General features: G+C 68.0%; 27 protein-coding genes. 12 read left to right on the forward strand and 15 right to left on the reverse strand.

Features of this window, described 5'->3' with window-relative positions:
* Window positions 1–155 precede the first annotated feature (155 nt).
* Complete coding sequence (locus EDD90_RS13675) at window positions 156–1,427, forward strand: DNA-binding protein (protein WP_260327845.1); 1,272 nt, start codon at window positions 156–158, stop codon at window positions 1,425–1,427.
* Window position 1,428: 1 nt separating this feature from the next.
* Here EDD90_RS13675 and EDD90_RS13680 read toward each other — a convergent pair whose 3' ends face one another.
* On the reverse strand, window positions 1,429–2,445 hold the full coding sequence (locus EDD90_RS13680) for an NAD-dependent epimerase/dehydratase family protein (RefSeq protein ID WP_123973278.1): 1,017 nt from the start codon (window positions 2,443–2,445) through the stop codon (window positions 1,429–1,431).
* A gap of 96 nt (window positions 2,446–2,541) precedes the next feature.
* Between EDD90_RS13680 and EDD90_RS57245 the strand changes: the two genes are divergently transcribed.
* Window positions 2,542–2,673, forward strand: coding sequence for a hypothetical protein (locus EDD90_RS57245; protein WP_260327846.1), 132 nt, complete (start codon window positions 2,542–2,544; stop codon window positions 2,671–2,673).
* A 66-nt stretch (window positions 2,674–2,739) separates the two neighbouring features.
* Here the strand turns inward: EDD90_RS57245 and EDD90_RS13685 are convergent, their stop codons facing one another.
* Window positions 2,740–3,888, reverse strand: coding sequence for a hypothetical protein (locus EDD90_RS13685; RefSeq protein ID WP_123973279.1), 1,149 nt, complete (start codon window positions 3,886–3,888; stop codon window positions 2,740–2,742).
* A gap of 166 nt (window positions 3,889–4,054) precedes the next feature.
* Between EDD90_RS13685 and EDD90_RS13690 the strand changes: the two genes are divergently transcribed.
* From EDD90_RS13690 to EDD90_RS13700, 3 genes are all read left to right on the forward strand, one after another.
* Window positions 4,055–4,399, forward strand: a complete 345-nt coding sequence (locus EDD90_RS13690) for a hypothetical protein (protein WP_123973280.1) — start codon at window positions 4,055–4,057, stop codon at window positions 4,397–4,399.
* A 4-nt stretch (window positions 4,400–4,403) separates the two neighbouring features.
* Window positions 4,404–5,582 carry an integrase gene (locus tag EDD90_RS13695; RefSeq protein WP_123973281.1) on the forward strand — a complete coding sequence of 393 codons (1,179 nt, stop codon included), beginning with the start codon at window positions 4,404–4,406 and terminating at the stop codon, window positions 5,580–5,582.
* Window positions 5,583–5,835: 253 nt separating this feature from the next.
* Window positions 5,836–6,738, forward strand: coding sequence for an ETEC_3214 domain-containing protein (locus tag EDD90_RS13700; protein WP_123973282.1), 903 nt, complete (start codon window positions 5,836–5,838; stop codon window positions 6,736–6,738).
* 373 nt (window positions 6,739–7,111) lie between these two features.
* Here the strand turns inward: EDD90_RS13700 and EDD90_RS13705 are convergent, their stop codons facing one another.
* A complete protein-coding gene (locus EDD90_RS13705; protein ID WP_123973283.1) occupies window positions 7,112–7,867 on the reverse strand; it encodes a hypothetical protein in 756 nt (251 codons plus the stop codon).
* Window positions 7,868–8,208: 341 nt separating this feature from the next.
* Here EDD90_RS13705 and EDD90_RS13710 point away from each other — a divergent pair, with 341 nt between their 5' ends.
* The 4 genes from EDD90_RS13710 to EDD90_RS13720 all read left to right on the forward strand — a co-directional run bounded on the left by EDD90_RS13710 (window position 8,209) and on the right by EDD90_RS13720 (window position 10,910).
* A complete protein-coding gene (locus EDD90_RS13710; protein ID WP_123973284.1) occupies window positions 8,209–8,409 on the forward strand; it encodes a hypothetical protein in 201 nt (66 codons plus the stop codon).
* A gap of 68 nt (window positions 8,410–8,477) precedes the next feature.
* Window positions 8,478–8,999, forward strand: a complete 522-nt coding sequence (locus tag EDD90_RS55375) for a hypothetical protein (RefSeq protein WP_185149073.1) — start codon at window positions 8,478–8,480, stop codon at window positions 8,997–8,999.
* A gap of 16 nt (window positions 9,000–9,015) precedes the next feature.
* Entirely contained in the window at window positions 9,016–9,582 is a 567-nt protein-coding gene (locus EDD90_RS13715) for a GIY-YIG nuclease family protein (RefSeq protein WP_185149074.1), read from the forward strand.
* A 338-nt stretch (window positions 9,583–9,920) separates the two neighbouring features.
* The gene (locus EDD90_RS13720) at window positions 9,921–10,910 is read left to right on the forward strand and encodes a hypothetical protein (protein WP_123973286.1); all 990 of its coding nucleotides are present in this window, start codon (window positions 9,921–9,923) and stop codon (window positions 10,908–10,910) included.
* 450 nt (window positions 10,911–11,360) lie between these two features.
* Here EDD90_RS13720 and phoU read toward each other — a convergent pair whose 3' ends face one another.
* Window positions 11,361–12,035 carry a phosphate signaling complex protein PhoU gene (gene phoU, locus EDD90_RS13725; RefSeq protein ID WP_123973287.1) on the reverse strand — a complete coding sequence of 225 codons (675 nt, stop codon included), beginning with the start codon at window positions 12,033–12,035 and terminating at the stop codon, window positions 11,361–11,363.
* A 352-nt stretch (window positions 12,036–12,387) separates the two neighbouring features.
* Here phoU and EDD90_RS55380 point away from each other — a divergent pair, with 352 nt between their 5' ends.
* Window positions 12,388–12,525, forward strand: a complete 138-nt coding sequence (locus EDD90_RS55380; protein ID WP_185149075.1) for a hypothetical protein — start codon at window positions 12,388–12,390, stop codon at window positions 12,523–12,525.
* A 151-nt stretch (window positions 12,526–12,676) separates the two neighbouring features.
* Here EDD90_RS55380 and EDD90_RS13730 read toward each other — a convergent pair whose 3' ends face one another.
* Window positions 12,677–13,783, reverse strand: a complete 1,107-nt coding sequence (locus EDD90_RS13730; RefSeq protein WP_260328724.1) for a PP2C family protein-serine/threonine phosphatase — start codon at window positions 13,781–13,783, stop codon at window positions 12,677–12,679.
* A gap of 638 nt (window positions 13,784–14,421) precedes the next feature.
* Between EDD90_RS13730 and EDD90_RS13740 the strand changes: the two genes are divergently transcribed.
* On the forward strand, window positions 14,422–14,625 hold the full coding sequence (locus tag EDD90_RS13740; protein ID WP_123973288.1) for a hypothetical protein: 204 nt from the start codon (window positions 14,422–14,424) through the stop codon (window positions 14,623–14,625).
* A gap of 130 nt (window positions 14,626–14,755) precedes the next feature.
* Here the strand turns inward: EDD90_RS13740 and EDD90_RS13745 are convergent, their stop codons facing one another.
* Together EDD90_RS13745 and EDD90_RS13750 are read right to left on the reverse strand one after the other, a co-directional pair.
* The gene (locus EDD90_RS13745) at window positions 14,756–15,637 is read right to left on the reverse strand and encodes a glycoside hydrolase family 25 protein (protein WP_123973289.1); all 882 of its coding nucleotides are present in this window, start codon (window positions 15,635–15,637) and stop codon (window positions 14,756–14,758) included.
* Complete coding sequence (locus EDD90_RS13750; protein WP_221305104.1) at window positions 15,634–16,056, reverse strand: hypothetical protein; 423 nt, start codon at window positions 16,054–16,056, stop codon at window positions 15,634–15,636. The genes EDD90_RS13745 and EDD90_RS13750 overlap by 4 nt, the downstream gene beginning before the upstream one ends.
* 143 nt (window positions 16,057–16,199) lie before the next feature.
* Here EDD90_RS13750 and EDD90_RS13755 point away from each other — a divergent pair, with 143 nt between their 5' ends.
* Window positions 16,200–17,027, forward strand: a complete 828-nt coding sequence (locus EDD90_RS13755) for a DUF559 domain-containing protein (protein ID WP_185149076.1) — start codon at window positions 16,200–16,202, stop codon at window positions 17,025–17,027.
* Here the strand turns inward: EDD90_RS13755 and EDD90_RS13760 are convergent.
* The 8 genes from EDD90_RS13760 to EDD90_RS13795 all read right to left on the reverse strand — a co-directional run bounded on the left by EDD90_RS13760 (window position 17,011) and on the right by EDD90_RS13795 (window position 24,233).
* Window positions 17,011–17,490, reverse strand: coding sequence for a hypothetical protein (locus EDD90_RS13760; protein ID WP_123973292.1), 480 nt, complete (start codon window positions 17,488–17,490; stop codon window positions 17,011–17,013). The genes EDD90_RS13755 and EDD90_RS13760 overlap by 17 nt on opposite strands.
* 104 nt (window positions 17,491–17,594) lie before the next feature.
* Window positions 17,595–17,870, reverse strand: coding sequence for a hypothetical protein (locus tag EDD90_RS13765; protein WP_123973293.1), 276 nt, complete (start codon window positions 17,868–17,870; stop codon window positions 17,595–17,597).
* The gene (locus tag EDD90_RS13770) at window positions 17,870–18,691 is read right to left on the reverse strand and encodes a hypothetical protein (RefSeq protein ID WP_123973294.1); all 822 of its coding nucleotides are present in this window, start codon (window positions 18,689–18,691) and stop codon (window positions 17,870–17,872) included. Before EDD90_RS13770 ends, EDD90_RS13765 begins: the two co-directional genes overlap by 1 nt.
* A 76-nt stretch (window positions 18,692–18,767) precedes the next feature.
* Window positions 18,768–19,094, reverse strand: coding sequence for a hypothetical protein (locus tag EDD90_RS13775; protein WP_123973295.1), 327 nt, complete (start codon window positions 19,092–19,094; stop codon window positions 18,768–18,770).
* Between the two features lie 9 nt (window positions 19,095–19,103).
* Window positions 19,104–21,626: a glycosyl hydrolase family 28-related protein gene (locus tag EDD90_RS13780; RefSeq protein ID WP_123973296.1), complete on the reverse strand. Its 2,523-nt coding sequence runs from the start codon at window positions 21,624–21,626 to the stop codon at window positions 19,104–19,106.
* Window positions 21,623–21,928 carry a hypothetical protein gene (locus tag EDD90_RS13785; RefSeq protein ID WP_123973297.1) on the reverse strand — a complete coding sequence of 102 codons (306 nt, stop codon included), beginning with the start codon at window positions 21,926–21,928 and terminating at the stop codon, window positions 21,623–21,625. Before EDD90_RS13785 ends, EDD90_RS13780 begins: the two co-directional genes overlap by 4 nt.
* A gap of 17 nt (window positions 21,929–21,945) precedes the next feature.
* Window positions 21,946–23,154, reverse strand: coding sequence for a hypothetical protein (locus tag EDD90_RS13790; protein WP_123973298.1), 1,209 nt, complete (start codon window positions 23,152–23,154; stop codon window positions 21,946–21,948).
* Window positions 23,151–24,233 (reverse strand): hypothetical protein, encoded by a 1,083-nt coding sequence (locus EDD90_RS13795; RefSeq protein ID WP_123973299.1) that lies wholly within the window; start codon window positions 24,231–24,233, stop codon window positions 23,151–23,153. Before EDD90_RS13795 ends, EDD90_RS13790 begins: the two co-directional genes overlap by 4 nt.
* Window positions 24,234–24,236 lie beyond the last annotated feature (3 nt).

Raw genomic sequence — 24,236 nt, forward strand, 5'->3', positions numbered from 1 at the left:
TCAGATGTGTTGCACTGGAGGCGAACCGCGGTATCCCCTTCGTGCGAAGGGATCGACGTGCCGCCGGTCCGGTGACTGACCGCCGCTCAACCGATGGGGGCAACGTGAGTGAAGAACCTCCGACCCTGCTGAAGCATCTGTGCAACCAGCTGGACATGGACGTTCCGCAGATGGTTGAGCAGTTCGCGAAGACGGCCGACGAGGTCATCGGTAAGGGCGGCAACAACCCGACCTGTAGCGAACGGACGGCCAAACGCTGGAGGGCCGGCGGCGTTAACCCGGCCTCGCTGTCTCCGGACACCCGTCGTGTTCTGGAGAGCATGTTCGGCCGCCGAGTTCCAGACCTGTTTGCGCCGCCAACGCAACTCGATCCCCAGGCACCCGCGTTCGACCTGGAGCACGAAATCGATATGACCGCACGCGACGCTCAAGATGATGCCAGCGCAGCCGCCGCCGCCTCCATCTCCGACACCAGCCTCGACCAACTCGCCGACGACGTGACGACGCTCGCTCGTGAGTACGCGTCCATCGCACCGATTCAAGCCTTCCAGCGCGGCAAGACGCTCCAGCAACAGCTCCAAGACCAGCGTGACCGTACCCAGGTACCGGCACAGCAGCAGCGTCTGTTGGAACTCCTGGGACAGGTCACCGCCCTGCTGGCCGCGAGCGCCTTCAACCTCGGGGCGTTCGACAGCGCCCGCCGCCTGGCCCGCTCCGCCGACCTCTACGGGGAAACCGCGCGCTTCGAACCCCTGCGGGCCTACTGCGACGGCATCCTCGCCTACATCGCGTACTTCACCGGGATGCCCGCCGAGGCCGTGGCCAAGGCCCGTCGCGCCCAGGCGTACGGAGGCCTCGGCGACGTGGCGCGCCAACGTCTCCTTGCCATCGAGGCCCGCGCACACGGCTACCTCGGAGACGTCGAATCCGCCCTCCGTGCGCTGAGGCTGTCCGAGGACGTCGACAGCGACACCCGCGACAGCCTGCACGACGACATCGGCGGCGAGTTCGGCTTCAGCACGGAACGCCTCGCCATGTCCAGCAGCTCCACCGCCCTGCTGATCCACGATGCAGAGCATGCCGAGCAGGCAGCACGGAAGGCCCTCGCCCTCATCGAGCAACGGCCGGAAGAAGCGCGCTCCGCCCACGTCCTGGGCAGCGCCTCCGCCGACCTGGCCATGGCGCGGCTGCTCGATAACGACGTCGAAGCCGCCCGCGAGGCGCTGACACCTGTGTGGGCCATCCCGGCCGACCAGCGCGTTACCGGCGTACTCGTCCGTGCGGGCCAGATCCAGCACTACCTGACGCGACCGGCGTTCCGCGGCGCAATGCTCCCCCGAGAACTGCGTGATCGCGTCGAGGACTTCACCCGCACCGCGACCACACATCAGCTCACCGGACCCGCGCTGCTGCAGCTGGAAGCCTGACTCACCCCAGAGAAGCGAGGATCTTCTCCTCCTTCTCTGGCCCGATCCCGTGGGCTGCCCACCTCGGGTGATCCACGGGACGACCGTCGGCCGCGAGCCAGGCCCAGGTGTCCCTGATGGTCTCGGCGAGTGGCCGGCACCTCAGCCCTGCCGCCGCTGCCCGGCTGGAGTCGACAGCCCACACGCCGGCGTGTGTGCGCCACAGCGGCAGCTCAGTCCACTGTTTGACCCCGTGCTCGGTCAGGACGGCGGGTTCCACCCACACCGGCTTCCCCGCGCCGCCCGTGACCGACAGGCACTCCCTGAGGAAGTCCGCGAAGGTCATCCCCTGCGGGTGGGTGACGTTGTACCCGCCGCTTGTCTCGCTCGCCGCCTGGTCCAGGGCGAACTCCGCGACGTCGCGGACATCCACGGGCTGGATGCGCTGTTCGGCCGGCGCCGGCGCGAGGATCCTGCCTCCGCGCTCGGCTCGACGCAACCACCAGGGAAGCCGACCGACGTACTCGCCGGGCCCCAGGATGACCCCCGGCCGCAGCAGCACGGCCGTGTCGCCGAAGACGTCCGTCACGGCGCGCTCCCCGCCGGCCTTCTGGAAGCCGTAGTGAGTCGGGCTCCCATCGGGACCGGTGTATCCGACTGTCTCGTCCGCGTCTGCCGGGCATTCCAGCAGGGCCGACTCGTCCGTCAGCCGCTCGTGCGGCCACCCCTGATAGACGGAGACGGTCGAGATGTGGACCCACCTCCGGGCCGCTTCGCGGAGGACGGTGGTCGCCAAGAGGACGTCCCGGGGCGCGAAATCCGAACTGGACGTGTCGATCACCGCGTCCCAGGGCCCCGACCGAGCCAGGCGTTCCAGATCCTCGGGTGCGGTGCGGTCGCCGTGGACGGGCTCGACGCCGTCGACGTCGCGGCCGGAGCGACCCCGGTTGAAGGTAGTTACGGACCAGCCCCGCGCGAGCGCTCCTTCCGCGATGCACTTCCCCAGGAACCATGTGCCGCCGATGACCAGAATTCGCATGCCTTGATCCTGCACCAGTCGGGTCGGACACAACTACGTGCACGAGGTAGATTCCGTCTCCACTTGTGTGTGTCGTGTGGAGAAGGGATCGAGGGCATGAGACTGGGCGTACGGGTGGGTCCGTTCTGGGCGAGCGGTAGCACCAGGGGGCGGCGCAAGAAGTGGGGACCGGTCTCGTGGATCGCGTTCCTGGCCCTGGTCGGCTACCTGATCGCCACGAACCACTGACGGCCGAACTGGTGCGTCCAGGCGTGCAAGTAGCCGCGCCCCCTGTCGGAGGCGCGGCCGCCGGCATCACGGCGTAGCGACCGCTGCCTTCCGGAAAAGCTCCAGCACCTCGTGAAGGATCGCGCTGAGACGGAGCGGCTGCGGGACGTCACCCATACTGATGACGGGCACGTTCGGGCCGATGGGCCGGTGCATCACGTCGTCCCCGATCGGCTTGAAGCTCGCGAGGAACTGGGCGTGCGCCTTGTCGGTCCCCTTCATGTTGGTGAACGTGTACTGGGCTGCCACATGCTTGAAGTCCGAGTACCCGAACACCGGCGGGATGTGATCCAAGATGGCCCGGATCGCCATGTTGCAGATGTACGCGTTGCCAGTCACGTAGGCATCGTTCAGACCTTGGCACAGGGCGATGAGCTTGTGGACCTTCCACGGGGTGTTCGCGGCTGCCGCCTCCAGGTCTGCCAGGAGGCCGGCGTCGATGTACGGGGCCCGCTCGGGCTCGGTGGTGGGCGGGGCGGGTTCGGGTTCGATCTCCTCACCGAGGAGCCCGAACTTTCCGGTGCGGATGTACCGCTGGGCGTGCTTAGTGACCTCCTCTTCCACGATCCGGTTGGTGATCTCGATGTACTCCTCGACGCTGTCGACGTCACGGAAGGCCCTGATGGTGCGCGTGATACCCAGGGACCATGTGCCGTCGGGTTCGAAGTTCCTGCCGGCGGTGGCGATGCCGGGCTCGAAGGAGAGCAGGTCGGGCAGCGCCTTGATGAACCACGGCTTCAGGTGCGGCATAGCTACAGCCAGTTCGTCGGAACGGAGCTGGGCGTAGGTGACCTCGTTAGGGGACGGCCGCTTGCCGGCGTGCAGCTTGACCATATGGCGAACGACACGAACGAAGGGGTCGCCGACCATCATCCGCACCTCGGGGAGGATGAGCGAGGAGGCCACGGTCAGGCGCACCTTGTCCTCCTCGCCGACGGGAAAGCGGACGCCCACGGTGTAGCCGTACCCGTGCCCGAACGGCTGCACGTTCCCGACGCGCGGCAGCGACATAAGCAGTTCGTCGGCGTCCTCGCGGTATCGGTCGAAGTAGTCCTGGACGTGGCTCCACACTGGCCACTCACCCGTCGCGAGCCACGGCCCGGCGATCACGGTGAGGAGGTTTTCGATCTGCGTGCGCCGGTCGGCAGGGAGGACAGCAGGGTCAAGGACGTTCAAGGAAACCTCTTGCTACAGAGAGAGGGTGACGGCAGGCTCGGTCCACTGCCGACGTCCGATGGATCGTCAGGAGACTTATCGTACCGGGCCGCCGTAGGCATCACCCCCGTATAATCTCCAATATACGAGGCTGCTTCCCTCAGTGGCCCGGAGAGGAAAACACCCGATGGCTCTCACCCTGCCCACCCCCGCAGACGTCCAGGCGCTCTACGACTTCATCATCGAGCGCGTCGAGGAGGAGTGGGCGGCCATCAACGGCGACGAGCCCCTGCACGAAGACCACTTCGAGGCCGCCCAGCGCTTCTACCGCATCTCCAACTCCAACAAGCTCGCGCTCGCGGGCACCGCGGCCTACCTCCACACCCTCCTCAAGACCGGCGACACCGAACAGGCCACCCTCGCCTGGAACTACCTGACCCAGGCCGGTGAGCAGTGGCGGGACCACCCCGACCACCTCGCCGACTGGGAGAACCCCCAGATGGCCCAGGTCCGCGCCCTGATCGGGGGCTGACGCCGTGGCCCAGGACGATGAGGCAGAGGTGGCCGTCGCCGAGCTGGTCGAGGAGGACCGCCTGCCGGCCACCCTCACCGACCCGGGCATCGTCCTGGGCGGCGCCCTCGGCCGGCCGGTCATCACGCAGCACACCGTGCTGCGCCCGGGCGAGTTGCCGACCACGGAGCGGCCGGCGTACACCGCCGCCGACTTCTACGTCTCCGCTGAGACCGCCGAGGCCATCGACGAGCGGTCGAAGCCGAAGAACACCGAGCGCAACTACACCTCCCAGCGCGGGATGTTCGAGCGCTGGTGCGCCGATATGGGCCGGGTGGCCAACCCGTGCACGACCGCCACGTACATCGAGTACGTCGCCGCGCTCATCGCCCGGGGCACGTACTCCCCAAACACCATCAAGGCCTACAAGAGCGCGATCCGCTCCATGCAGCCCGAGGACGCCAAGCCTGGCACCACCGTGGTGAACGGCCTCATCAAGGAGTACGCCAAGAGCTGGAACAAACGGAACCGGGTGAAGAAGGCGCCAGCCATCCCTGACGACAAGTTCCGCGCCATGGTCGCCAGTTGCGATCAGCGGCACCCGATCGGCATCCGCGACCGGTGGGCCCTCGTCGTCGGCCGTGGCAATCTCCACCGTCGTATCGAATTGGCCGACCTGCTCATCTCACAGATTGAGGTCGACGACGATGGCGTTGCGCATTGGGTCGCCATGTCGAAGACCGACCAGGACGCGGTCGGCGAGGAGTCGTGGATCCCGGCCGAGCCCCACGACGCCCTGCTGTGTCCTGTCGACGCGACGCGGGCGTGGCTGAACTGCTTGGGTCGGCTGGGAGTTCGCAACGGCGCGGCGTACCGGGCCCTCACGGTCGCCGGCACTCTGCAGAACCGTTCCACCGCCACCGACCGCGGCGAGCACGTCTCCGGTGACGCCGTCAGCGACATGGTGCGCAGCCGCGCATTCGCCGCCAGCCTGCCCAACTGGCAGGACATTACCGCGCACAGCCTGCGCCGCACCGGGGCGCAGCGCATCGCCGACGCCGGCGGCGACCCGACCCGCCAGGGCCGATGGAAGGACGGCTCCACGGTCGTACGGAAGGAGTACCTGGCCCGGGCGCAGTCCCGCGCCGAGAACCCCTGGCTCAAGGTGCAGAAGCAGCGACGGGAGAAGGCCGCCGGTCAGTAACCGCGCACGCCACCGAGCCCGATCATGGCGCCGTCGCGCCAGCTGCGCAACACCCGCGCGTAGTGAACCGCGCCGAGGGATCCTTTCTCGCGTAAAAAAGCCGCCACCAGCAGTGTTCGACAGATGGGTGAATTGACAGCTTCGGTCGGGCGTGTGCCACGCAACGCCATTCAGCTGTAATCAAGAATGACCTCGCGATGCGTACGACAGCAGCCGTCGACGGGTGCGATTCGTTCGAGAGCGGGGAACCAGCATGACTAATCCAAACCAACAGGACCAACAATCGCGACCGCCGACCCTGGGTGAGCGCTTCGATAACTTCTTCAAGAAGAACCCTGTTCCAGTCTTGCTAATTTCCTCGGCGAGCGTTGTAACAGCAATCAGCACCCTTGTCGCGGCCGTTGGCGTAGTTGCCCTATGGTACAAGAATAGAGACTGGAAGGAGGGGGAGTACGCAAGGCTCAGAAATCTCCGGGCTGGCTATACGTATGAAAAGTTCGAGGAGCAACTCGGCCGCCCTTCATACCGTGCAATTCAGGATGTACGGCTGCCTTCCCTTCCAGGGAGTCCAGGGCTACCTACCATTTCCGGGAAGATTATCGAAAGCGTATTCCAGAGGCGCGGCTACTGGGTCGACACGAAGAGCGATTCATCCGGCACTGTTTTCGCTTATGCCGTTACAGCGTGCCAGGAGGATTTCAGGCCGACCTTCCCTGTCGAGAATGGGAGTGGTCCCAAGTCCTCGCGCATCGTCCTGAACCAGTCTGTCATGTCGGAGGCCTACGGAAGCTCCACAGGTACCCTAAAAATCTTCACCCCTGACGGAACTACAATCAACTACGTTTTCGAGACGGAAGACCCCAGCGATGCAAGCGGATTCAGGGGATACGCCTGGGGATTGAATGATGAGTGTCAAAATTGGAGGGACAAGAAAGGAAAGTACCCCAACTGGAATGATTGGTATGCCAGTCACGCGCGCGGAGGAACAACTCCTCAACACAATGGCATCCTCACTCCTGACTTTTCAGCATTGAATAAGAATGGACGCGACCTCGCCTCTCGATCAGTCATTAACACGTACGCAGAGACGGCGAACTACACAAGCTGGGATATTTACCCCGACCAAATCGGCGTAAGTCGACTCGTGGGCCAGTGAAGCAAGTTCAGAGCCGGCCTACTGTAGGCGAGCGTCTCCCTATCCCAGGTGGTGATGCCCCCCGCGGCCTCGTCCAAGTCGTCGTAGACGGACATGATCGGGCACCTCGGGAACCGTTCCCGCCACAGCGCATCGTCCGCCGCGCGGTCCCTGGTGAACGTCGCCGTGGTGCCCATCGTGTGCCTCCGTGGTTGGGGGGTCTGCGTCCTGCTGACACCCCAAATTCACGGAGTCGGCCGACCGCGTCTCCGCCTCGACGAGGAATGCGATGGGAAAAAGAGCAGGTCGGCGGCCTGCGCGGGGAACGCCGCGGGGGGCGCCCGGGCCGCGGTCGAGTCGGCCGGACACCCCCCGGGGGTGGTGAGGTACTTGGTCAGCTGACCGCCACCCGCGCGGCCAGGGCCTCGCCCTCGGTGGCGATGAAGTCGCGGGCCGCCTTCTTCCAAGCCTTCTGCACGTCGTTGGCGGTCGCGCCGTCCACGGCCTTCGCAGCAGCCTTGGCGTCGGCGATGGCCCGGGCCATCAGCTCGCTCTCGGCGGCGGTGCTGCCGACGAAGTCCCGGATGATGACCTCGACACCGGGCCGACCGCCGGTGACGGTGACGATGAAGGCGTCGTTGCCGGTCTTGTGCTTGTTCTTCACCGACGTGTAGGTGGTGGTCGCGCCCAGGGCCTCGGCGATGGCCTCCACCGCGACGCGGCGCTGCTTGCCGTACTGGTCCTTGTTGTTGACCTCCACGTCGAAGGACGGGCCCTCGGCGACCGGGGCCTCCTCGGTGGCCTCCTTCTTGGGGGCGCGCTTCCTCGAGGCCGGCTTGGCCTTGGGCTCCTCCACCGGGGCCTCCTCCTCCACGGCCGGCTCCTCGACGACCACCGGGGCCTCCTCCCCGGCCGGGGCCTCAACCGCCGGCTCCTCCACGGCCAGGGTCTCCACCGCGGCCGGCTTGAGCGAGGTCTTGCAGTAGGTGGCGGTGAAGCCGTTCTCTGCGGCGTACGCCTCGGCGCCGGCCACGGTGTCGATCGCCTTCAGGACCGTGCCGTTGACGCGGGTGCAGGTGCAGTCGACGTGAATGTAGACCTTGGTGGCGGTGGCGGTCTTGCGGGCGGCGGCGCGAACGGTGCTGGTCATTTTCGGTTCCTCCGTGGGGAGTTGAGTGGGTCCGGGGCTTGTGTCCCCCGCTGACATCACCAACTTTCACAGAGCCCACGCGCCCCGTCTCCACCCCCAAGGAAAGCGCGGGGAAAGGCTCCGCAGGTCAGAGCCGACGCGCCAGCGCCGCCGCCCCTGGGCCGCTACTGGTCCGCGCGCGTCCCCGCGTACGCGTCTACGTACGGGCACGCCCGACGGTCAACGCCTCACCGGTGGAACCTACAGCACATCGCCTGACCTGCCGTTTTCTCTAGCTATCCTTGTTTTCGATAAGGCTCCTAGGTAGGGTTGACTTGTCAGCAGAAAGGGAAGGGGATACGGTGAACAAGGACCTGAAGAAGCTCGTCAACGAACTGGAGGCGCAAGGGTTCGAGGTGTCGGTCGGCAAGAAGAACTCCCACCCGATCGTCCGCAAGGACGGCGTGCGAGTCGCGACCCTCGCCAGCACCCCCAGCGACTCCCGCTCGTGGAAGAACGGCATAGCCGCCCTCCGCCGGGCGGGCTTCAACTGGCCCCACTGAACCGGCCACGCCACCCCTGCCACTCGACCGGGCAGGGGCGGCCCACCCATCACACCGAAGGAGCCCCCATGCGCTGGTGGAGCGTGTACGTGGAGTACGACGCCCGCGTGCCCGACGACGCCCACGACACGGCCGCAGACCACCTGACCGGCCATCACGCGGCCATCAGCACCGCCCCGAACGGGAACTTCTCCGTTCGCCTCATGGTCGAGGCCCCCACCGTCGAGCGCGCCACGTCCGACGCCCTCGCCACCACCGACCGCGCCATACTGGCCGCCCACGGCCGCGCAGCTGTCGTCGGCGTCGAGGTCATGACCGAGGAAGAGCTGGACCGCCGGAACAACGAGCCCGTGCCCCTCCCCGAGCTCGCTGGCCGCGCCGAGGTCGCCAAGATCCTGTCCAAGGAGACCGGGCGCACCGTGTCCCCCACCCGCGCCGGCCAGATCATGCGCACACAGCGGTTCCAGGAACACGCGCCCATCGTCGCCGAGCTGGCCGCCGGCCCCGTGGTCCTGGCCTTCCAGGTCCGCCGCTTCGCCGAAGTATGGGACACCCTGCCCGGTCCCAAGCCTGAGCACACGACCGACTGACGAGGAGACACCCCACGTGAAGACGCCCGCTGTCCTTGGCCCCGGGTGCACCGCCGTTTACCGCCTGTACGACCGCACCGGCCGGCTGCTGTATGTCGGCTCCAGTCTCAACCCGAACCAGCGCCTCAAGCAGCACGCCACCGACAAGCCGTGGTGGCCCGAAGTAGACATACGCCGCGCGACCTTCGAATGGTGCAGCGACGAGGCGACCGCGGCGGACGTTGAGCACACCGCCGCGCTCACCGAAGGGCCCGCATACGGAAGCCCCCTGCGGCGCCGCCTCAACAGGTCCGCCCCTAGGCCGCGCCGGATGACCCCGCCGACACCCCCGGAACCCACCGGGCCGGTCGTCTTCCGCATGGGGGACGGCCGCCGCGTCGCCTCCTGGGACCCGGACGACATGCGCCTCCGCAGCGTCAGGAACATCTGGGCGGCGCTGCGCCGCGCGGAGTACCTGCCGCCTGCCGACCCGCGGAGCCGCGAGAACGTGGCCTTCGACAAGTTGCTCACCGTGACTGACGACTCTGGTGTGGTCGTCGCTCCCCTCGTGCTGGCACAGCAGCGCCCCCGCAAGACCGACTGACCCCAGTAAGGATCCCCATGGCGCACAAGCTCACCTTCGACCCGGCCACCACCGACGCCGGCCGGGCCATTACGGAGTTGTTCAACACCAAGCAGGGCATGGAGAATCTGGGACGGCACCCTGAACACGGGCGACCTGGTGGACGCCCTCAACGACTGGTTCGCACGGCTCGGGTTCGACAACGAGGCCGGCCCGGTCCCCGCTGCCTGACCCCCCCGGCCCAATAAGCAGGGACGCCCCAGCAGGCTCGACCGAGGAGGCCGTAGCCTCTCGACCTGCTGGGACGTCCCTGCTGCGTATTCTGCACCACCAGGCCGTGCCGGCTCTACCCTGCTGCCATGCAGCCCGCCGCGCTCCAGGAGCTCCACGCCGCCCTACGCCGCGCCCTCGCCGACCCCGACATCAACACGGGGGACAAGCGAGCCGAACGCCTGCGCACCACCGTCTCCACCCTGGAGCGCGCGGCCGCCGACCTCCCGACCGAGGCCCTGTGGAGCCTGCCGGACCTCTTCCATAACGACGTCCTCGGCCACCCCGACCACCCCGGCACCGTGCTCGCCCGGATCGCGGCCGGCGAGTACCGCACCCGCCCGCCCTACGGCCGGCCGCTCACCTCGGCGACACAGCGGCACATCATGGACGGCATCGTCGACCTCAACCGGGCCGCGCAACGCCGGCCGTTCTGGTGGGAGGTCCCCGGCGGACGGCCCTGGTCCAAGCACACTCGCGTCCCGCTCGACCCCCGACAGCACATAGTGCTGCGCCGGGCCCTGTCCACGCCCGTCCACCAACGGCGCGAGCCGTACCGGCTCCGGCTGTTGGCCGCCCTCGAGCTGTTGTGGGCGACCGGCATCACCCGCGAGGGCCTGGTGGCCGCGGGCGTCCGGGACCTCACCAACGACTACTCCACGATCCGGCTGACCCGGAACCCGCCCGGCCGTACCGAGGCCACCGAGGAGACCACCGGCCTCCCGGCGAGCGCCCGGGCCGCCCTGCGCCTTTGGCTGCCCGTCCGGGACGCGGTGGTCAACAAATACCTGCGGGAGGGAAGCGAGCACGAGGCGAACGACGCCCTGTTCGTGACACTGCGGCACACCGTCGGCGTCTACCCGGACGGCTCGCCGCGGATGGTGCCCCCTGGGGTACGCATCAGCGGCAATGGCCTGGAGACGAACTACTCGGAGTGGGCCCGCCGGATCAACGGAGAGCACGTCGGCCAGCCGGGATTCCCAGTGCCCACCGACCTCTACCAGATCGCCAGGGGCGGTGCGGAGCAGCTGGCCGCCGATGTGACTTCCAGCGATAGCGGGCCAGCCCTCGCGGTGTGAGCGCGGGTCACGGGCCTCCGCTCAACCGCGGGCGGCCCCGCCTCGCAGCGATAGTTGGCCATTCGGGTCCCGGATTCCGGACCTCCGGTGACCGCGCCACAGCTCAGACGATCACTGAGGAGGGAGCGAGCCCCCTCCACCCCTAGCGTGAGCGTGATCAGGCGTTCGAGGGCTTCCAGAAGGGGCGCCTCGGCACCGTTCCAGCGGTGCACGGGATGACTGAGGCGAGCTGTAAGTGGCCGCGTCTGAACCGGGCGGGCCCCGGCGATATCTGCGCCGGCGGTCATCCGGCGGCGCGCCAATCGTCGGGGAGCGGGCGCAACCAGCCGGGGCGCGCGTAGCCTGGAAACGCGGAGGTAGGAACAGTGATGTGGTCCGGGCCTCCGCCGGTGAGCCCGGCCAGCCGTGAGCAGGCCGGGTTTACCTGCATCGCGAGCGCCCCGGGCTCGGTCAGGCGATCGTGGGCGGTTCGGTGAGCAGGTCGTCCGCCTGCTCACCGGTGACGAGGAAGACCACACGTCGGGCTACCGCCACAGCGTGATCGCCGAAGCGTTCGTAATAGCGGCCTATGAGCGTGGCATCCACGGCCGTCTCGACGCCGTGGTGCCACCTGTCGTCCATGAGGTGCTGGAAGATCGCACGGTGCAGTTCGTCCATGCGGTCGTCGTCCCGCTCCATCTGAAGCGCCGCGTCGACGTCGCGGGTCATAAGCACCTCGGCGGTCTGGGCCATCAGACGCTGCGCGAGCTGGCCCATTTCCAGGATCGTGCGCCGCAAGTCACGCGGAATCGCCCGGTCGGGATAGCGCAGCCGCGCCAGCTTGGCCACGTGCTGGGCGAGATCTCCCGACCGCTCGAGATCGGCACTCATACGCAGTGAGGTGACCACGATCCGTAGGTCCGTGGCAACCGGCTGTTGCCGTGCCAACAGCGCGATCGCACGGTCCTCCAAGTCACGCTGCAGATCATCGATCACCGCATCACCCGAGATCACGTTCTCGGCGACCTGTAGATCGGCATCGAGGAGCGCGGTCGTGGCTCGGCCGATGGCCGAGCCGACCAGGTTCGCCATCTCTACGAGGCCATCAGTGATCGAATCCAGTTCATCGTGGTAGTGCTCACGCATCGCGTGCCTCCCGCGTCGTCACCCGTTCCCCAGCCTCTGCCGCCAGTCAGATTTGCACACCTTACGCAGGGGGCCGGCCGACGGTCGGCCACCCACCATCCGGCACTACCAAGGGCAGCGACTCCGAGCGTCACGAGGCGACAGGGCTGCTCAGCCGCACTTGCGCGGCCGGAACGCGCCAGGCCGCCGCGGTCCACCGCGGCCCGGCCATGCGTCCGCACGACAAGACATCACCCGTTCGGCCTACACGGGCCTCGTCCCCATGTGCGGCGTCCCCCGTTCGGCCGCACGGTGAACGTGGCCGGCTTGCCGCCAAGTAACAGCCGTGATCGCTAGTTCGCGGGGAGGCGCCGTGATCGTGATAGCTCTGCTCGGCCCAGCGGTGCCGCTTCTCATGCTGTTCGGGCTACCCGCCCTGGAAGACCACCTGTTCCCGCCATCACCGCCTCTGCCGGAACAGGCGAACCCGGAACAGGTCGAACGGGACTGACGCTCCCGCCAGGAACAGACACAACTACGATCCAGACCCGCCCGCATGGGAAGCGGGAAACGCCTGCGGCCCGCTGCCGGGTGCAGTGGGCCGTTCGCGAGCGCCGTACGAACGGCCGTCCAGATGTCCCGTCCCACGTCGTACGTCCAGTTCAGGAGCTTGTGCCGAAGGTGCTCGCGTGGATGGCGCGCCCGTGATGGTGGCGTCGGTGGGTGTCGGGCTCGCGGCGGAGCGCGACGAGGGCCACGTCGTCGCCGAGGCGTCCGCGGGCGTGAGCGAGCAGGTCGCGCCGGATGTGGTGCAGCAGTGATTCCGGGCCGGCCTCGCTCCACTGGGCGGCCCGTGTCTCGAAGGGGTAGAAGGCGCCATCGGCGTCGCGGGCTTCGATGACGCCGTCGGTGTAGAGCAGGAGCGTGTCGCCGGGCTCGAAGGAGAGCACATCGATCTTGTATTCCTCCGGTCCCAGCTCGCCGATCCCCAGCGGTGGCGCGGGGTGCAGGCTGGGGACGGTGAGGGACTTGCCGGGGCTGAGCACCAGGGGCGGGGGGTGTCCGCAGCTGACGATTCGAGCGATGGGGTCGTCGTCGGGGAGTTCCAGCAGCAAGGTCGTGGCGAAGCGCTCGCCGGTTTCCTCGGCCGGCTCGAAGTCGGCGAGGTAGCGGGTGACGCTCTGTTCCAGGGAAGCGACCAGATCAGGCAGGGAGGTGTGCTGGTGGGCGGCTTCGCGGAAGGCTCCGAGCAGGAGGGCGGCCTCGCCGATGGCGGAAAGCCCCTTGCCCCGCACATCGCCGATCATGATGCGCACACCGCCGATGATGCGGGTGGCCGCGTAGAGATCACCACCGATCTGCGCCTCGTCCTCGGCGGCCAGGTACAGGCAGGCGATCCGCAGCGCGCCGATCCGCTCCGGCAGCGGCCACAGCAGGACGTGCTGCGCGGCCTCTGCGACCGACCGCACCTGGGCCAGCTGGCGCCGATACCTTTCCCGCACCACGCAGAAGAACACGATCATGGCTGACAGCACTGCCAGGGCAAGGATCTGCACCATCACGTTACGCGAGGCCAGGATGCCAAGCTGCCAGCCGATGTACGCCTGCGCCGCCACGGCCAGAAACCCGATCAGGCCAGTCAGCCGCGGGCCGGCGAACGAGGCGGTGATCGCAGGAGCAATGACCAGCAGCGGGCCGAGATGGATGTCGGCCGGGACCAATTGATCCACCGCTGTGATCACCACGATGAGGACGACCGGGATCACCAGCAGCACATGACTCGACTGCCACACCTGCCGCACACCAGCCAAGCCATGCCCGGCCTCCACATCCTCCAGACTGCCACCGCCCAAGCAGCTCTGCGCGAGGATCGCGGACCGGCCCGCCCCCAACGCAGCGCGTGAATCTCCGAGGTAGACAGAGCCATACACAGCAGCATGTGTGCGAAGACCGCGTCCACCGATGCCTCCGGCAGGGGCAACGGCACGAACGTCGTGCACGAGGGTCGTCACCCGCTCGGAGCTGCTTTCGGCCCGAGCGGCGGCGCGCAACCGGTCAAGGCCGGTGGTGCTGAAGTCGACTGCCAGTGCACGCGCTGGGCTTCGCCCAGGTCTTTCTCATCCGCCACGGATTCTGTTCTCCCAGGTCAGCTCATTGCCGCGCGCTGAGCCAAAGCTCAGGAGTTGTCACCAGCCGGTCCGGCTGACCTGGTGAATGGGAACGGTCGAAGCAGTCTAGTTGTCACCGCCAAGGCATTCGACTTGTCACATGTGCTCACTCGGCAGTCTTTCTGTCACGAGAGACGGAGGTAATGATCACGGGGTTCTATGCGGCGATTTCATGACGTCGTGGCCGCTACATGTGCTGGGGCGGGAGGGGTAGCGGCAACGTCGGCCTTACCCAGGTCATGGCGAAGCAGGTGTGGGGCGACGGGACGGTGTACTACCAGGTGTCCGTGGACCTGCGCGGGGACACGCTTGTCTCTGCCCGCATGTACCGGTGGGGTCAGCCTGGCCTCAAGGTGGCCCACCGCAGCCGCTTCCAGCCGACTCGGGGTGTCGACGAGGGTCGCCAGGGTGAGATGCCGGGGCGCGCCACCGCCCCCGAGTGACGGCGCCAGCCCAGACCCAGCCCTCTGGGCGTCTCGACCCTCCTATTACTTGGACAAGTCATCGGACACGAAGGCAGGGCGGTGCCCCCCACCCGACCCCATAGGGTCGAGCAGGGGGCGTCCGCGCACGTCAGGCGACGACCTTGAAGCCGTGCTTCTTGCCCAGCGCGGTCAGGGACTTGATGCCGGGGATGCCGTCGTACGGGCCGCCGACACCGCACTTCTCCTGCCACTTCGCGTACGCCTTGAGGGTGGTCGTCCCGTACGAGCCGTCACCGGCGTACTCCTTGCCGAGCAGGCCTTCGGCGCGCAGCGCGGCCTCGACGAGCTTGACGCCGGCCGCGTAGGTCTGGTGCCCCTGCTTCGCCTTCGGGTCGGTCTTCGCCGCGGCGATGAGCTTGGACAGGTCGACGGTCGGCTCGGTCTTGGTCGGGGTCTTCGAACCGCCGTCCGTCTTGGTGGTGTCGCCGGTGGCCCACGCCTTCATCGCGGCCCTGGACGCGAACTGGGCGACGTCCTGGTCCGTGGTCGGGTGGTCGGCGTACTGGTGGATGAGCCACTTCGCGCTGATGGGCGGGTGGCCGGCCGGGTGGCTGTAGTCGGCGATCCAGAGCCCGTCCTGCACGAAGCTGCTGGAGTCCCGATGGAGCCAGAAACCGGTGTTGCAGTACACGATGACCCGGTGCGTCGGGCGCAGCTTCTTGACGGCCTTGAGCAGCAGGTCCTTGTCGGCGCAGGAGACCGAGGAGTCCTCCCAGTCGATGGCGAGGACATCGCCGTCGGTCGACTCGCACTTGTCGACGAAGTGCTGAGCCTGCGCCTGCATGTCGCCGGGCCGGGCGAAGTGGTAGAAGCCGACGACGACGCCCGCCTTCCGGGCGGCCGCGGTCTGCGTGCTCTGCTTCGGGTTGACGTACGAGCCGCCCTCGGTGGCCTTGATGAAGCAGAAGTCCTGTCCGGTCAGGTCCGGGGTCGCAGCGTTGTAGCCGCTGACGTCTATGCCGTGGATCATGACTGACCTCCGTGGTCGTCGTGGTGGTGGACGGTGCGCGGGGGCAGCGGAGGCAGTTCGATGCCGAGCTTCGCGGCGATGGCCTCGTTGACCTGCTGCTGGTGGTGCTGGTCGCGGTCGTAGGCGTCACGGAACGAGGAGCCGGAGTTCGGGACGAGTTCGGCGGCCAGCGCGCGGACGGTCTCCTGGCCGCCGCGTACGTCGGCGAGCTCCTCGCGGATCGCGGCGACCTGCTCCAGGACGCCAGCGCGGGGCGGGCTGGCGTCTGGGTCGCCGAGGAGCTGGTCGAGCCGGTCCCATCGGTGTACGCGGCGCCGCAGGACGCGCGGGACGGTGCGGATGAACGCCGTGACGGTCACAAGGGCGCCGAGGACGCCTCCGACGTAGGACGTGATCTCAAGGGCGCTGACGGCGCCCATGGAGAGGAGCACTGGGGCCGCCTCCGGGAAATACGAGGCCCCGCGCTGGTGGGCGCGGGGCGTGGGTCGGTGGGGGAAAAGTTACTGGTCAGAAGCCATAAAGCCATGGGGAGTTCCTATGGCTATGAGCTATGTTTTCGACCGTGACTGAGACTGAAGTGGGCCTGCCGGACCGGACCCCGACCAAGGCGGGCAACAGGCCGCGGACCGTCAAGCAGTGCGCGGCGTGCGGGGGTGACTTCCTGATCGCCGCCTCTATGGCGGACCGGTACACGACCTGCTCCAAGTCGTGCGCGTCGGAGCGGAAGCGGGCAGCGAACCACCGGGGCACCGAAGACCGCACGTGCGAGCGGTGCGGCGCCCGGTTCACCGTGCGGGTCTCCCACTTGAAGGGGGGTCGCACGGGCGCCTACTGCTCGAACGCCTGCCGCCTGGCGGCACTCAACGCCGTATCCCGGCAGCCCCCGGCGGCGACGGCGAACTGTCGTATCTGCGGGGAGTCGTTCCGGCGGCCGGCCTGCTTCGGGAAGCCGGACGCGGACGGGAAGACCCGCGGGGTCTACTGCTCCCGCCTCTGTATGTGGACCGACGACGACTACCGGAAGCGGCGGGCCGCCAAGCACTCTCCGACCAGGCTGGAGAAGTGGCTGTTCGAGGTGTTGGACGCGGCCGGTGTCGAGTACGAGAAGTTCGCCACCGTCGGCCGGTACGTGCCCGACGCCCTCCTGCCCCAGTACCGGGTGATCCTGGAGGTGGACGGTGTGGTGTGGCATCGCAAGCGCGTTGCGTACGACAAGCAGCGCGACGTCGACCTCACGGCCGCCGGGTACACCGTCATACACTTCACCGACGTGGAGCTGATCAGCCGCCCGCGCGCCCACGCGCTGCTCTCGGCGGCGGTCGCGGGTATACAGGCCGGGCAGGCCGCCTACCGGCCGGCGAAGCTGTGGAAGGTTACGGACGGCGCGTAGTGCGCTGCTCGGCTTCCTCTGCGGTCACGAAGTGGGCGGGCGCCTCGTGGCCGCTCTTGTGGTAGCGGACGGCCTGCCACAGCGGCTCGGGCAACACGTGAATGCCGTACCGGGTGCGGTGGTGGTTCGAGCAGAGGACTTCCAGGTTCCCAGGGCCCTCGACCCAACGCTGGAAGTCCTCGTCGTCGTTGAAGTGCAGCCCGAGGTGCTTGGCGACCTTGTCGGGGTCCGTCGACCCGACCTCCGAGAACTCGACGTACGAGTGGTGCAGTTCAGGGCGCCCGCCGCACAGTTCGTCGTCTATGACGCACTTCCACAGCCCCTGAGCCTTGAGTCGGCGCTTCGCCTGGTCAAACAGGTGATAGTGCGGGTCGCTCTCGCGCGGCTCGTGGGCCTCGACGTGCTGCGAGATGTGCAGCGTCATCATCTGATCGTGCGCGGCGACCATCGGCTTGTCTGCCATGAGTGTGTCCTCGGGGTGCAGGGGGGGTTAGTGGGCGCGGCCGGCCAGGGTGAGCACGCACGCGGCGGCGGACAGGCCGGTGATGAGCAGCAGCGCGAGCCGGGTCACGGGGAGCCGTCCGGGTCGGCCGCGGCCTGGTGGGCGCGCGCGATGTGGTGCCGGGTGAGGTGGTCGTCGGGGTGGTGGCGTCGACAGACCCGGTGGCCGGCGGTGGTGGTGTGGCGGCCGATGCGCCAGCAGCCGTAGACCTCGCAGTTGTGGCGGCGCCACATCACGAGCGGGGCGCCGAACAGGCCGAGGTCGGCGCCGAAGCCGGACCACCACAGGTACCAGCGGCCGGACGGGTCATCGAGGCCCAGCACGTGTGCCAGGCCGTGCATCAGGCGGCCTTACGCAGCTGGATGGCGTCGATGTACCGGCGCAGCAGCACGTACGTGGACAGGCGCAGCCGGAACTCGCCCGCCAGGCCCCAGCTGGTGTTCCAGGAGTTCCGCAGCCGGATGACGGTCTGTTCGGGTATGACGTGGCCGGCCGCGTCCTGGGCGACCTCGTCCAGGCCGATGGCCAGCACCTCGTGTCCGCCGGCGAACCCGGAGCCCGCCCAGTCACCGGCGTCCACGAACCCGTCGCTGTCGGGGGTGAACCAGGCCTGGAACCAGGGCACGCCGAGCAGCACGGGGCCGGTCTGCAGAAGGGAGGCGAGGGCGTCGGCGTTGGTGGCGTGGACGTAGGAGTCGATCAGGCCGCGGTCCTTGAGGGCGCGGGCGATACCGAGGCCGGAGGAGCCCTGGTCGTCCGGGGGCCACTCCCCCGGCAGCTCGTCGGCGACGGTCTCCTCGTGGTACAGGCAGATCGCGAACCGCTCGCACGCGACGGGGTCGGTGGCGGACAGGCCCACCTTGGCGAGGCCGGCCGCGCCGAGGATGAAGGCCAGGGCGGCGGTGCCGGCGTTGGCGGTGCACGATCCGAGGGCCTTCACGCGCAGGGCGCCGGGCACCAGGAGGCTGGTGTCGATGCCCTGCACGTCGAGGTCTTGCTGGTCCAGGATCGGGATGGGGATCTCGTGTCGGACCGGCTGCAGCACGGTCTTCTTGTCGTGGTGGTGCAGGTAGTTCAGAGAGCGGGCGTCGAGGCGGTGGTGCCGGCCGAGGCGTACGTCGGTCGGCTGGTAGCGGTGGAGCAGGGTGCCGTGCGTCAGCACTGGAGCGACCTCCGGGCATGAAAAAACCCGGGCGGCGGCGCGGGGGCGGCAGGAAAAGAAAGGGGTGGGACGGGGGTCAGGACGGGTCGAAGATCACCCAGGCGACGGTGGAGGTGTCCGATGTGCCGGTCGACTTGATCGAGAACGAGGTTCCGGCGGTCCGCCCGGACACGTACGGGGTGCCGAGCGCGGTACCGGACGGCGACTGAGTCGTCAGCATGATCCGGCTGGTCGCGGTGACGGCGGTGGTGGCGACGGTGACGGCCGTGGTGGAGTTCAGCACGGCCGTGCCCATCTTGGCGTTCGTGCCTTCCTTGATCGTCACCCCGTATCCGGCGGTGTTCGTGCCGATGCTGCCGTTGTCGGCCAGGCAGTTCCCGGTCGTGAGGTTGAGCTGCGACAAGGCGGTTCCTTAGCTGGTGAGGATCGGCAGGATCGCGTTGGCGATAGCCGCGTGACCGGCGTCGGACATGTGGATCGTGTCGGTACCGGCGACACCACCCGTCGCCCCCGAGTTGCCCCAGTAGCCGAGCGAGTTCCAGTAGTTCCAGGAGTTGCGGCCCATCGGCCACATGTCGACGAACGCAGCACCGTAGGCGTCGGCGATGTCGCGGCCGCGTGCCGTGTAGTCCTGCCACTTGAGGTTTGTGGTGTCGTAGCTACCGATGTGCTGCATCACGACCAGGACGTCCGTCGTGCCGGTCGCGGCGGTGCCGCCTACCGAGGTGCCGTCCCTCACGCCGGCCAGGAACTGGCGCAGGTTCGCGGCCCAGGTGTCGCCGGACATGCCTGCGTTGGCGTCGTTGGCTCCGGCGGCGTAGATCACCAGGTCTGCCGGGTAGTCCGGGCCGCCGCACCAGCGGCCGGCGCCGTAGTTGTTGGTGAAGTCGGTGAAGGTCGAGGAGCTCGCACCGGAGATGCCGTAGTTGTTGACGACGACGCCGGTGGCGTTCTCTCCGGTCACACCGCAGACGCTCAGGTAGTTCCCGGTGGTCCCGTTGTGGGTGATCGTGATGGTGTGCGTGCTGCTGGACAGGCCGCTGATTGCGGTGACCTGGATGGTGCTGCCGGCGGTTCCGGAGTCCGTGACGGACACGGCGCTGCCGCCGTCGACGGAGTACGTCCAGTTCACGCGTCCCGCGCCCGAGAGGGTGTAGACGCGGATCTTGGTTCCCCGGGTCTGGAAGGTGATGCTGTTGCCGTTGGTGGAGGAGAAGAGGTAGTTCGCGCCGGGCCCGTAGATATTGCCGACGGACCAGCTGCCGGTGACGGAGGCGAAGTTCCCGGAGAGCGCAGCCCATGCGTTCGCGGTGGTCGAGGCGCCCATGAACGTGAGGCTGCGGGCCGTGCTGAAGTAGCCGCTGCCGCCGTCGCCGTAGCTGCTCTGGAGGCTCGTCATGATCTTCGACGCGAACGGTGCGGTCAGCAGGTTGGAGCTGTAGAGGCCCTGCGTGGAGCTGGAGCCGACCGCCGCGACGGTCGCCAGGCCGGTACCTGCGGCGTCGCGCTTCGCCCTCCAGAACTGGCCCCAGGCCGGCGGGACGTAGAACCCGACGTCGTTGCGGGCGAACGTGGCCATGTTGATGGTCTGGCCGGCCGACGTGCGCGCCATCGGTACGCCGCCCTGCGCGTACACGACGGTGCCGTTGGAGGGGTTTTGCGTCGGGGTGGTGGTGGCGTTCGCTATGGCCATTGCGCCGCCGGACGCGCCGCCGAACGTCTGGCCCGTCCCGAGCCGCAGGTTCGCGAGCGTGCTCGTGGACGTGCTGGTGAACGCGGTGGCGGTCAGGGCGCCGGTGAGCGTGCCGCCCGCGAGGGGCAGGTACGCCGCCAGTTGTCCGTACGCGGCGGCGTCGTCCACGGCGGTGCCGTTGGCCACGGAGGTGATCTTGTGGCCGTCCATGGCGAGCGTGTTGTTGATCTCCACCTGGCCGCTGAAGTAGGCGTGCCCGGGAACGACGATGCCGTTGCCGCCGTCGTCGAGGATGGTGACCGTGCCGTTGAAGGCGTTCGCGGTGGTGTTGGACTGGCCGACGATCGTGCAGTACGAGCCGGAGTCGACCTTCAGGAAGTTCGTTGCGCCGGTACCGGGGGTGACGTCGGCGACCTGATAGAGGCCGGTCAGGTGGGCGGTGCCGGTGACCCAGATGCCGGTGCCGCGGTTGTTGTAGACGAACTGGGAGAAGACGGTGTTGCCGTACCCGCCGTTGATCTTGGTGCCGGTGGTGTTGCCCTCGGAGCCGCATGCGGTGAGGGCGACGTTCCACCCCTGGTCGATGAGGTATCCGATGGGGTTGTTGTCGGCCGCGCACGCCGCGAGGGCGGTGTACGACAGCTTGTAGAGGCGGAAGCCGCCCGTGGTGTTGCCGTTGGCGTAGCAGGCCCGCAGCGAGCATGAGGTGCCCGGGGATCCGGCGCCGGTGGTGACGCCGTACAGGTTGAAGCCCCAGCCGCCGCAGGACTGGGCCACCACCCGGTCGAAGCTGGACACGATCGGTATCTGCATGTTGATGCCGTCGCTGCCGAAGCCCGTGACGGTGACATTCCGCATCGTCACGTACAGGGTGGCGGTGTTGCTGACGAGGGCGAACTTCACGCCGGTGCCGGTGCCCGAGCCGGGGCCGGTGATCCCGAGGTCGGCGATCGTCACGTTCTGCACGTCGGTGCCGGTGAACACGTTCGCGCTGGTCGAGGTCTGCTTGATGATGCTGACCGTGTCCCCGTCGCCCACGTACGCGACCTTGTTGGAGACCGTGAGTGCGGAGCTGAGGTTGTAGGTGCCGGCGGGGAAGTACACCACGCCACCGGCCGCGGCCGCCGCTGCCTGCGCGGCCTGGACTGCGGTGTCGTCGAGGGTGGACCCGTTGCCCTTCGCCCCGTACGACTTGACGTTGAACCAGTCCAGCGTGGACGTGGTGGCGTACAGGTCCGTCATGTGAGCTTCCCGAGGATGATGTAGGACTGCGAGGAGCCGCCGACCGGGAGGACCACGACGGAGTCGCCGGCGGCCGGGGTGTAGGCGGCCAGGTGCTGGTACGGGCCGGTCAGCGTGGTGGAGCCGTTGACGTAGGCCTTCGGGTCGCCGCTGCTGTAGCCGGAGTCGATGACCGCCGGGAGCGCGGCGAGCGGGAACCCGGAGTCGATGGACGCGGTGCGGGCCTCCAGCCGGGCTACGCGCTGCTGGAGGCTCTGCATGGTCTGGGCGTGCCGCTTCTCCAGCGGCACCGGGTACGGCATGCGCCCCCCTGGTGTGGTTAGCCGGTGACGACGCCGCTGGTCTGGAGCTGGATGTACTCGGACTGCTGCGGGCCGGGCGGGTAGCAGGTCCAGCCGACGACACGGACCTCGGTCTGGAGACCGGGTGAGCCGTCGTCGTTGGGCGGGTGGATCGCCGAGGTCGCCGTGAACGTGGTGGAGTCGCCGAGGATGATGTCCCGCAGGCGCGGGCGGGCCGAGCCGCCGACGTTGATGATCGGCATGGCCATGCCCTGGGTGTAGATGCGGACCTCGCCGTCGGCGAAGGAGTTGATCTGTGCCTGGCTGGTGACCCAGGAGCCTTGCCAGGAGACGGTCGACTCCAAGAGCGGGAACCCGGCGTTCAGGTCGTTGAGGTCGGCGCCGTGCGGGTACACCGACTGCCATTGCAGCTGGGCGCCGTTGGGCGGGGCGGTCGCCCAGATCATGTTCGCGCCCTGGGAGCCGGTCAGCTGGTAGCCGTAGTCGAGTACGTTGCCCGGGTAAGACAGGGCGTAGCCGGACTGGGCGACCGGCCGGCCCATCTTCAGGTACGCCAGCTTCACGAACACGCCGAGGTCACCGACAGCGTCCAGGCCGGGCTGGAACACCCACTCCAGCTGTCCGGAGGAGCACATGTCGGACCAGGCCGAAGTGATCTGCGTGAGGTCGCTGTACGTGTACGAGGAGGTCCAGTTCACGCCGCAGGTCGCCGCGGCCCCGGTGGGCAGGTGCAGCCGGGACACCTTGCCGCTCTTGGCGACCATGGCCAGGTATGCGGCGGTCCTCGTGGCGGCCGGGGACACGCCCTGCATGATGTAGTTGCTCTGCTTGCTGACCCCGTAGGTGACCAGGTCGGTGAACACCTGGAACAGGTCGACCTGCGAGTACGACAGGGTGTCGGTGATGAGCCGCTTGCCCCACAGGGAGTCCAGGGTCTGCGCCTGGATGGGCAGCGTGCCCTGGGCCCGGGACTGGTCGGGCCAGTCCCATACGACGCCCGCCCACACCGGGTAGCCGTCCTGGAGCACCCACAGAACGCACCGCCGGCACGTGAGCGCGTCCAGGAACGGCTTGTTGTTCCGCGGGAGTTGGTCGAGGTTGAGCTGCCCGGTCAGCGAGCCGGACCCGTTGAGCTGCATGCTGAACGAGTTCACGTTCAGCGGCAGGGTGTCGGCGAGGGCATCGCCGCTGATCAGGTCAGTGGAGATGTACGTGTACCGGCTCACTTCTGTACCGGCTCCACCCGGAGCACGATGTTCGAGGCGGTCGATGCGGCCACGTAGTAGCCGGTGTCACCCTGGGTGTCCTGCACCGTGATCTTGACGGTGTGTGTGCCGGCGGACGGGGTGTCGGCGGTGGCGGAGGACGTGTAGTAGCTCCACGACACACCGCACTGCCACGACCCGTCGGCTTCGAGCTTCGCGCCATAGATGGTGTCCACCACGTTGTTGTCGATGTACATCCGCCACTCGTGCCGCTGCTCGATACTTGAGTGCGAGGCGGAGTACACCGCCGGGCACTTGAAGAACACCTCGATGTCCGTGTAGCCGTCCGTGGTGATGGTGGCGGTGATCACCGACGTCTCGTCGAGGTACGGGATCATCACGGACGAGGTCTTCTTGCTGATGACCGGCTGCCACGGCAGCACGTGCAGCTGCGTCGAGCTCGACGTGTTGTTGTTGTGGTAGAAGCTGCCGGAGACCGGGTCGTAGCAGACCATGCCGGTGTAACCGGCGACGGTGCCCTTCGCCGCGCGGATGATGCCGCCGGTCGCGGCGGTGAAAGGCCGCTTGTCGGAGATCATGCCCGAGGTGACCGCGGTGACGTTCGCCGCGACGGTGATCTGCGCGAGCGGGATCGCGTTGGCCGGCAGGGTCGGCACGGTCGGCGACGAGGCCGGCGTACCGGTCGCGATGGCCACCTGCCCGTACGAGGTGCTGTTGCCGTTGTCGACGACCTGCGCGTACACCAGGTCGATACGGGGGTTGGCCGAGTCCGCGGTCTGCACGGTCAGCGTCGCGGTGGCCACGAGTGTGGACGTGTACGCGCCGGACGTGGGGCTGTTGGTGTTCGGGGTGACGAAATGGCCGGGCTGCACGGTGACCGTCAGCGCGGTGCCGGCCGAGACGGCGAGGCCGGCGCCGCCGATGACACCGCCGAGGGTTCCGACGGCAGAGCCGCTGACGATGCCCTGGTCGTAGAAGACGGCGCCGATGTGGCTGTTGCGGAGGTCGTTGCCGCCGCTGCCGTCGTATGTGCAGCCGGCCATCCAGATCGGCAAGGAGGTGGTGACCGACGTTGCCAAGGG

This window comes from Streptomyces sp. Ag109_O5-1 (genome assembly GCF_003814875.1).
GTDB classification, from domain to species: Bacteria; Actinomycetota; Actinomycetes; order Streptomycetales; family Streptomycetaceae; genus Streptomyces; species Streptomyces sasae.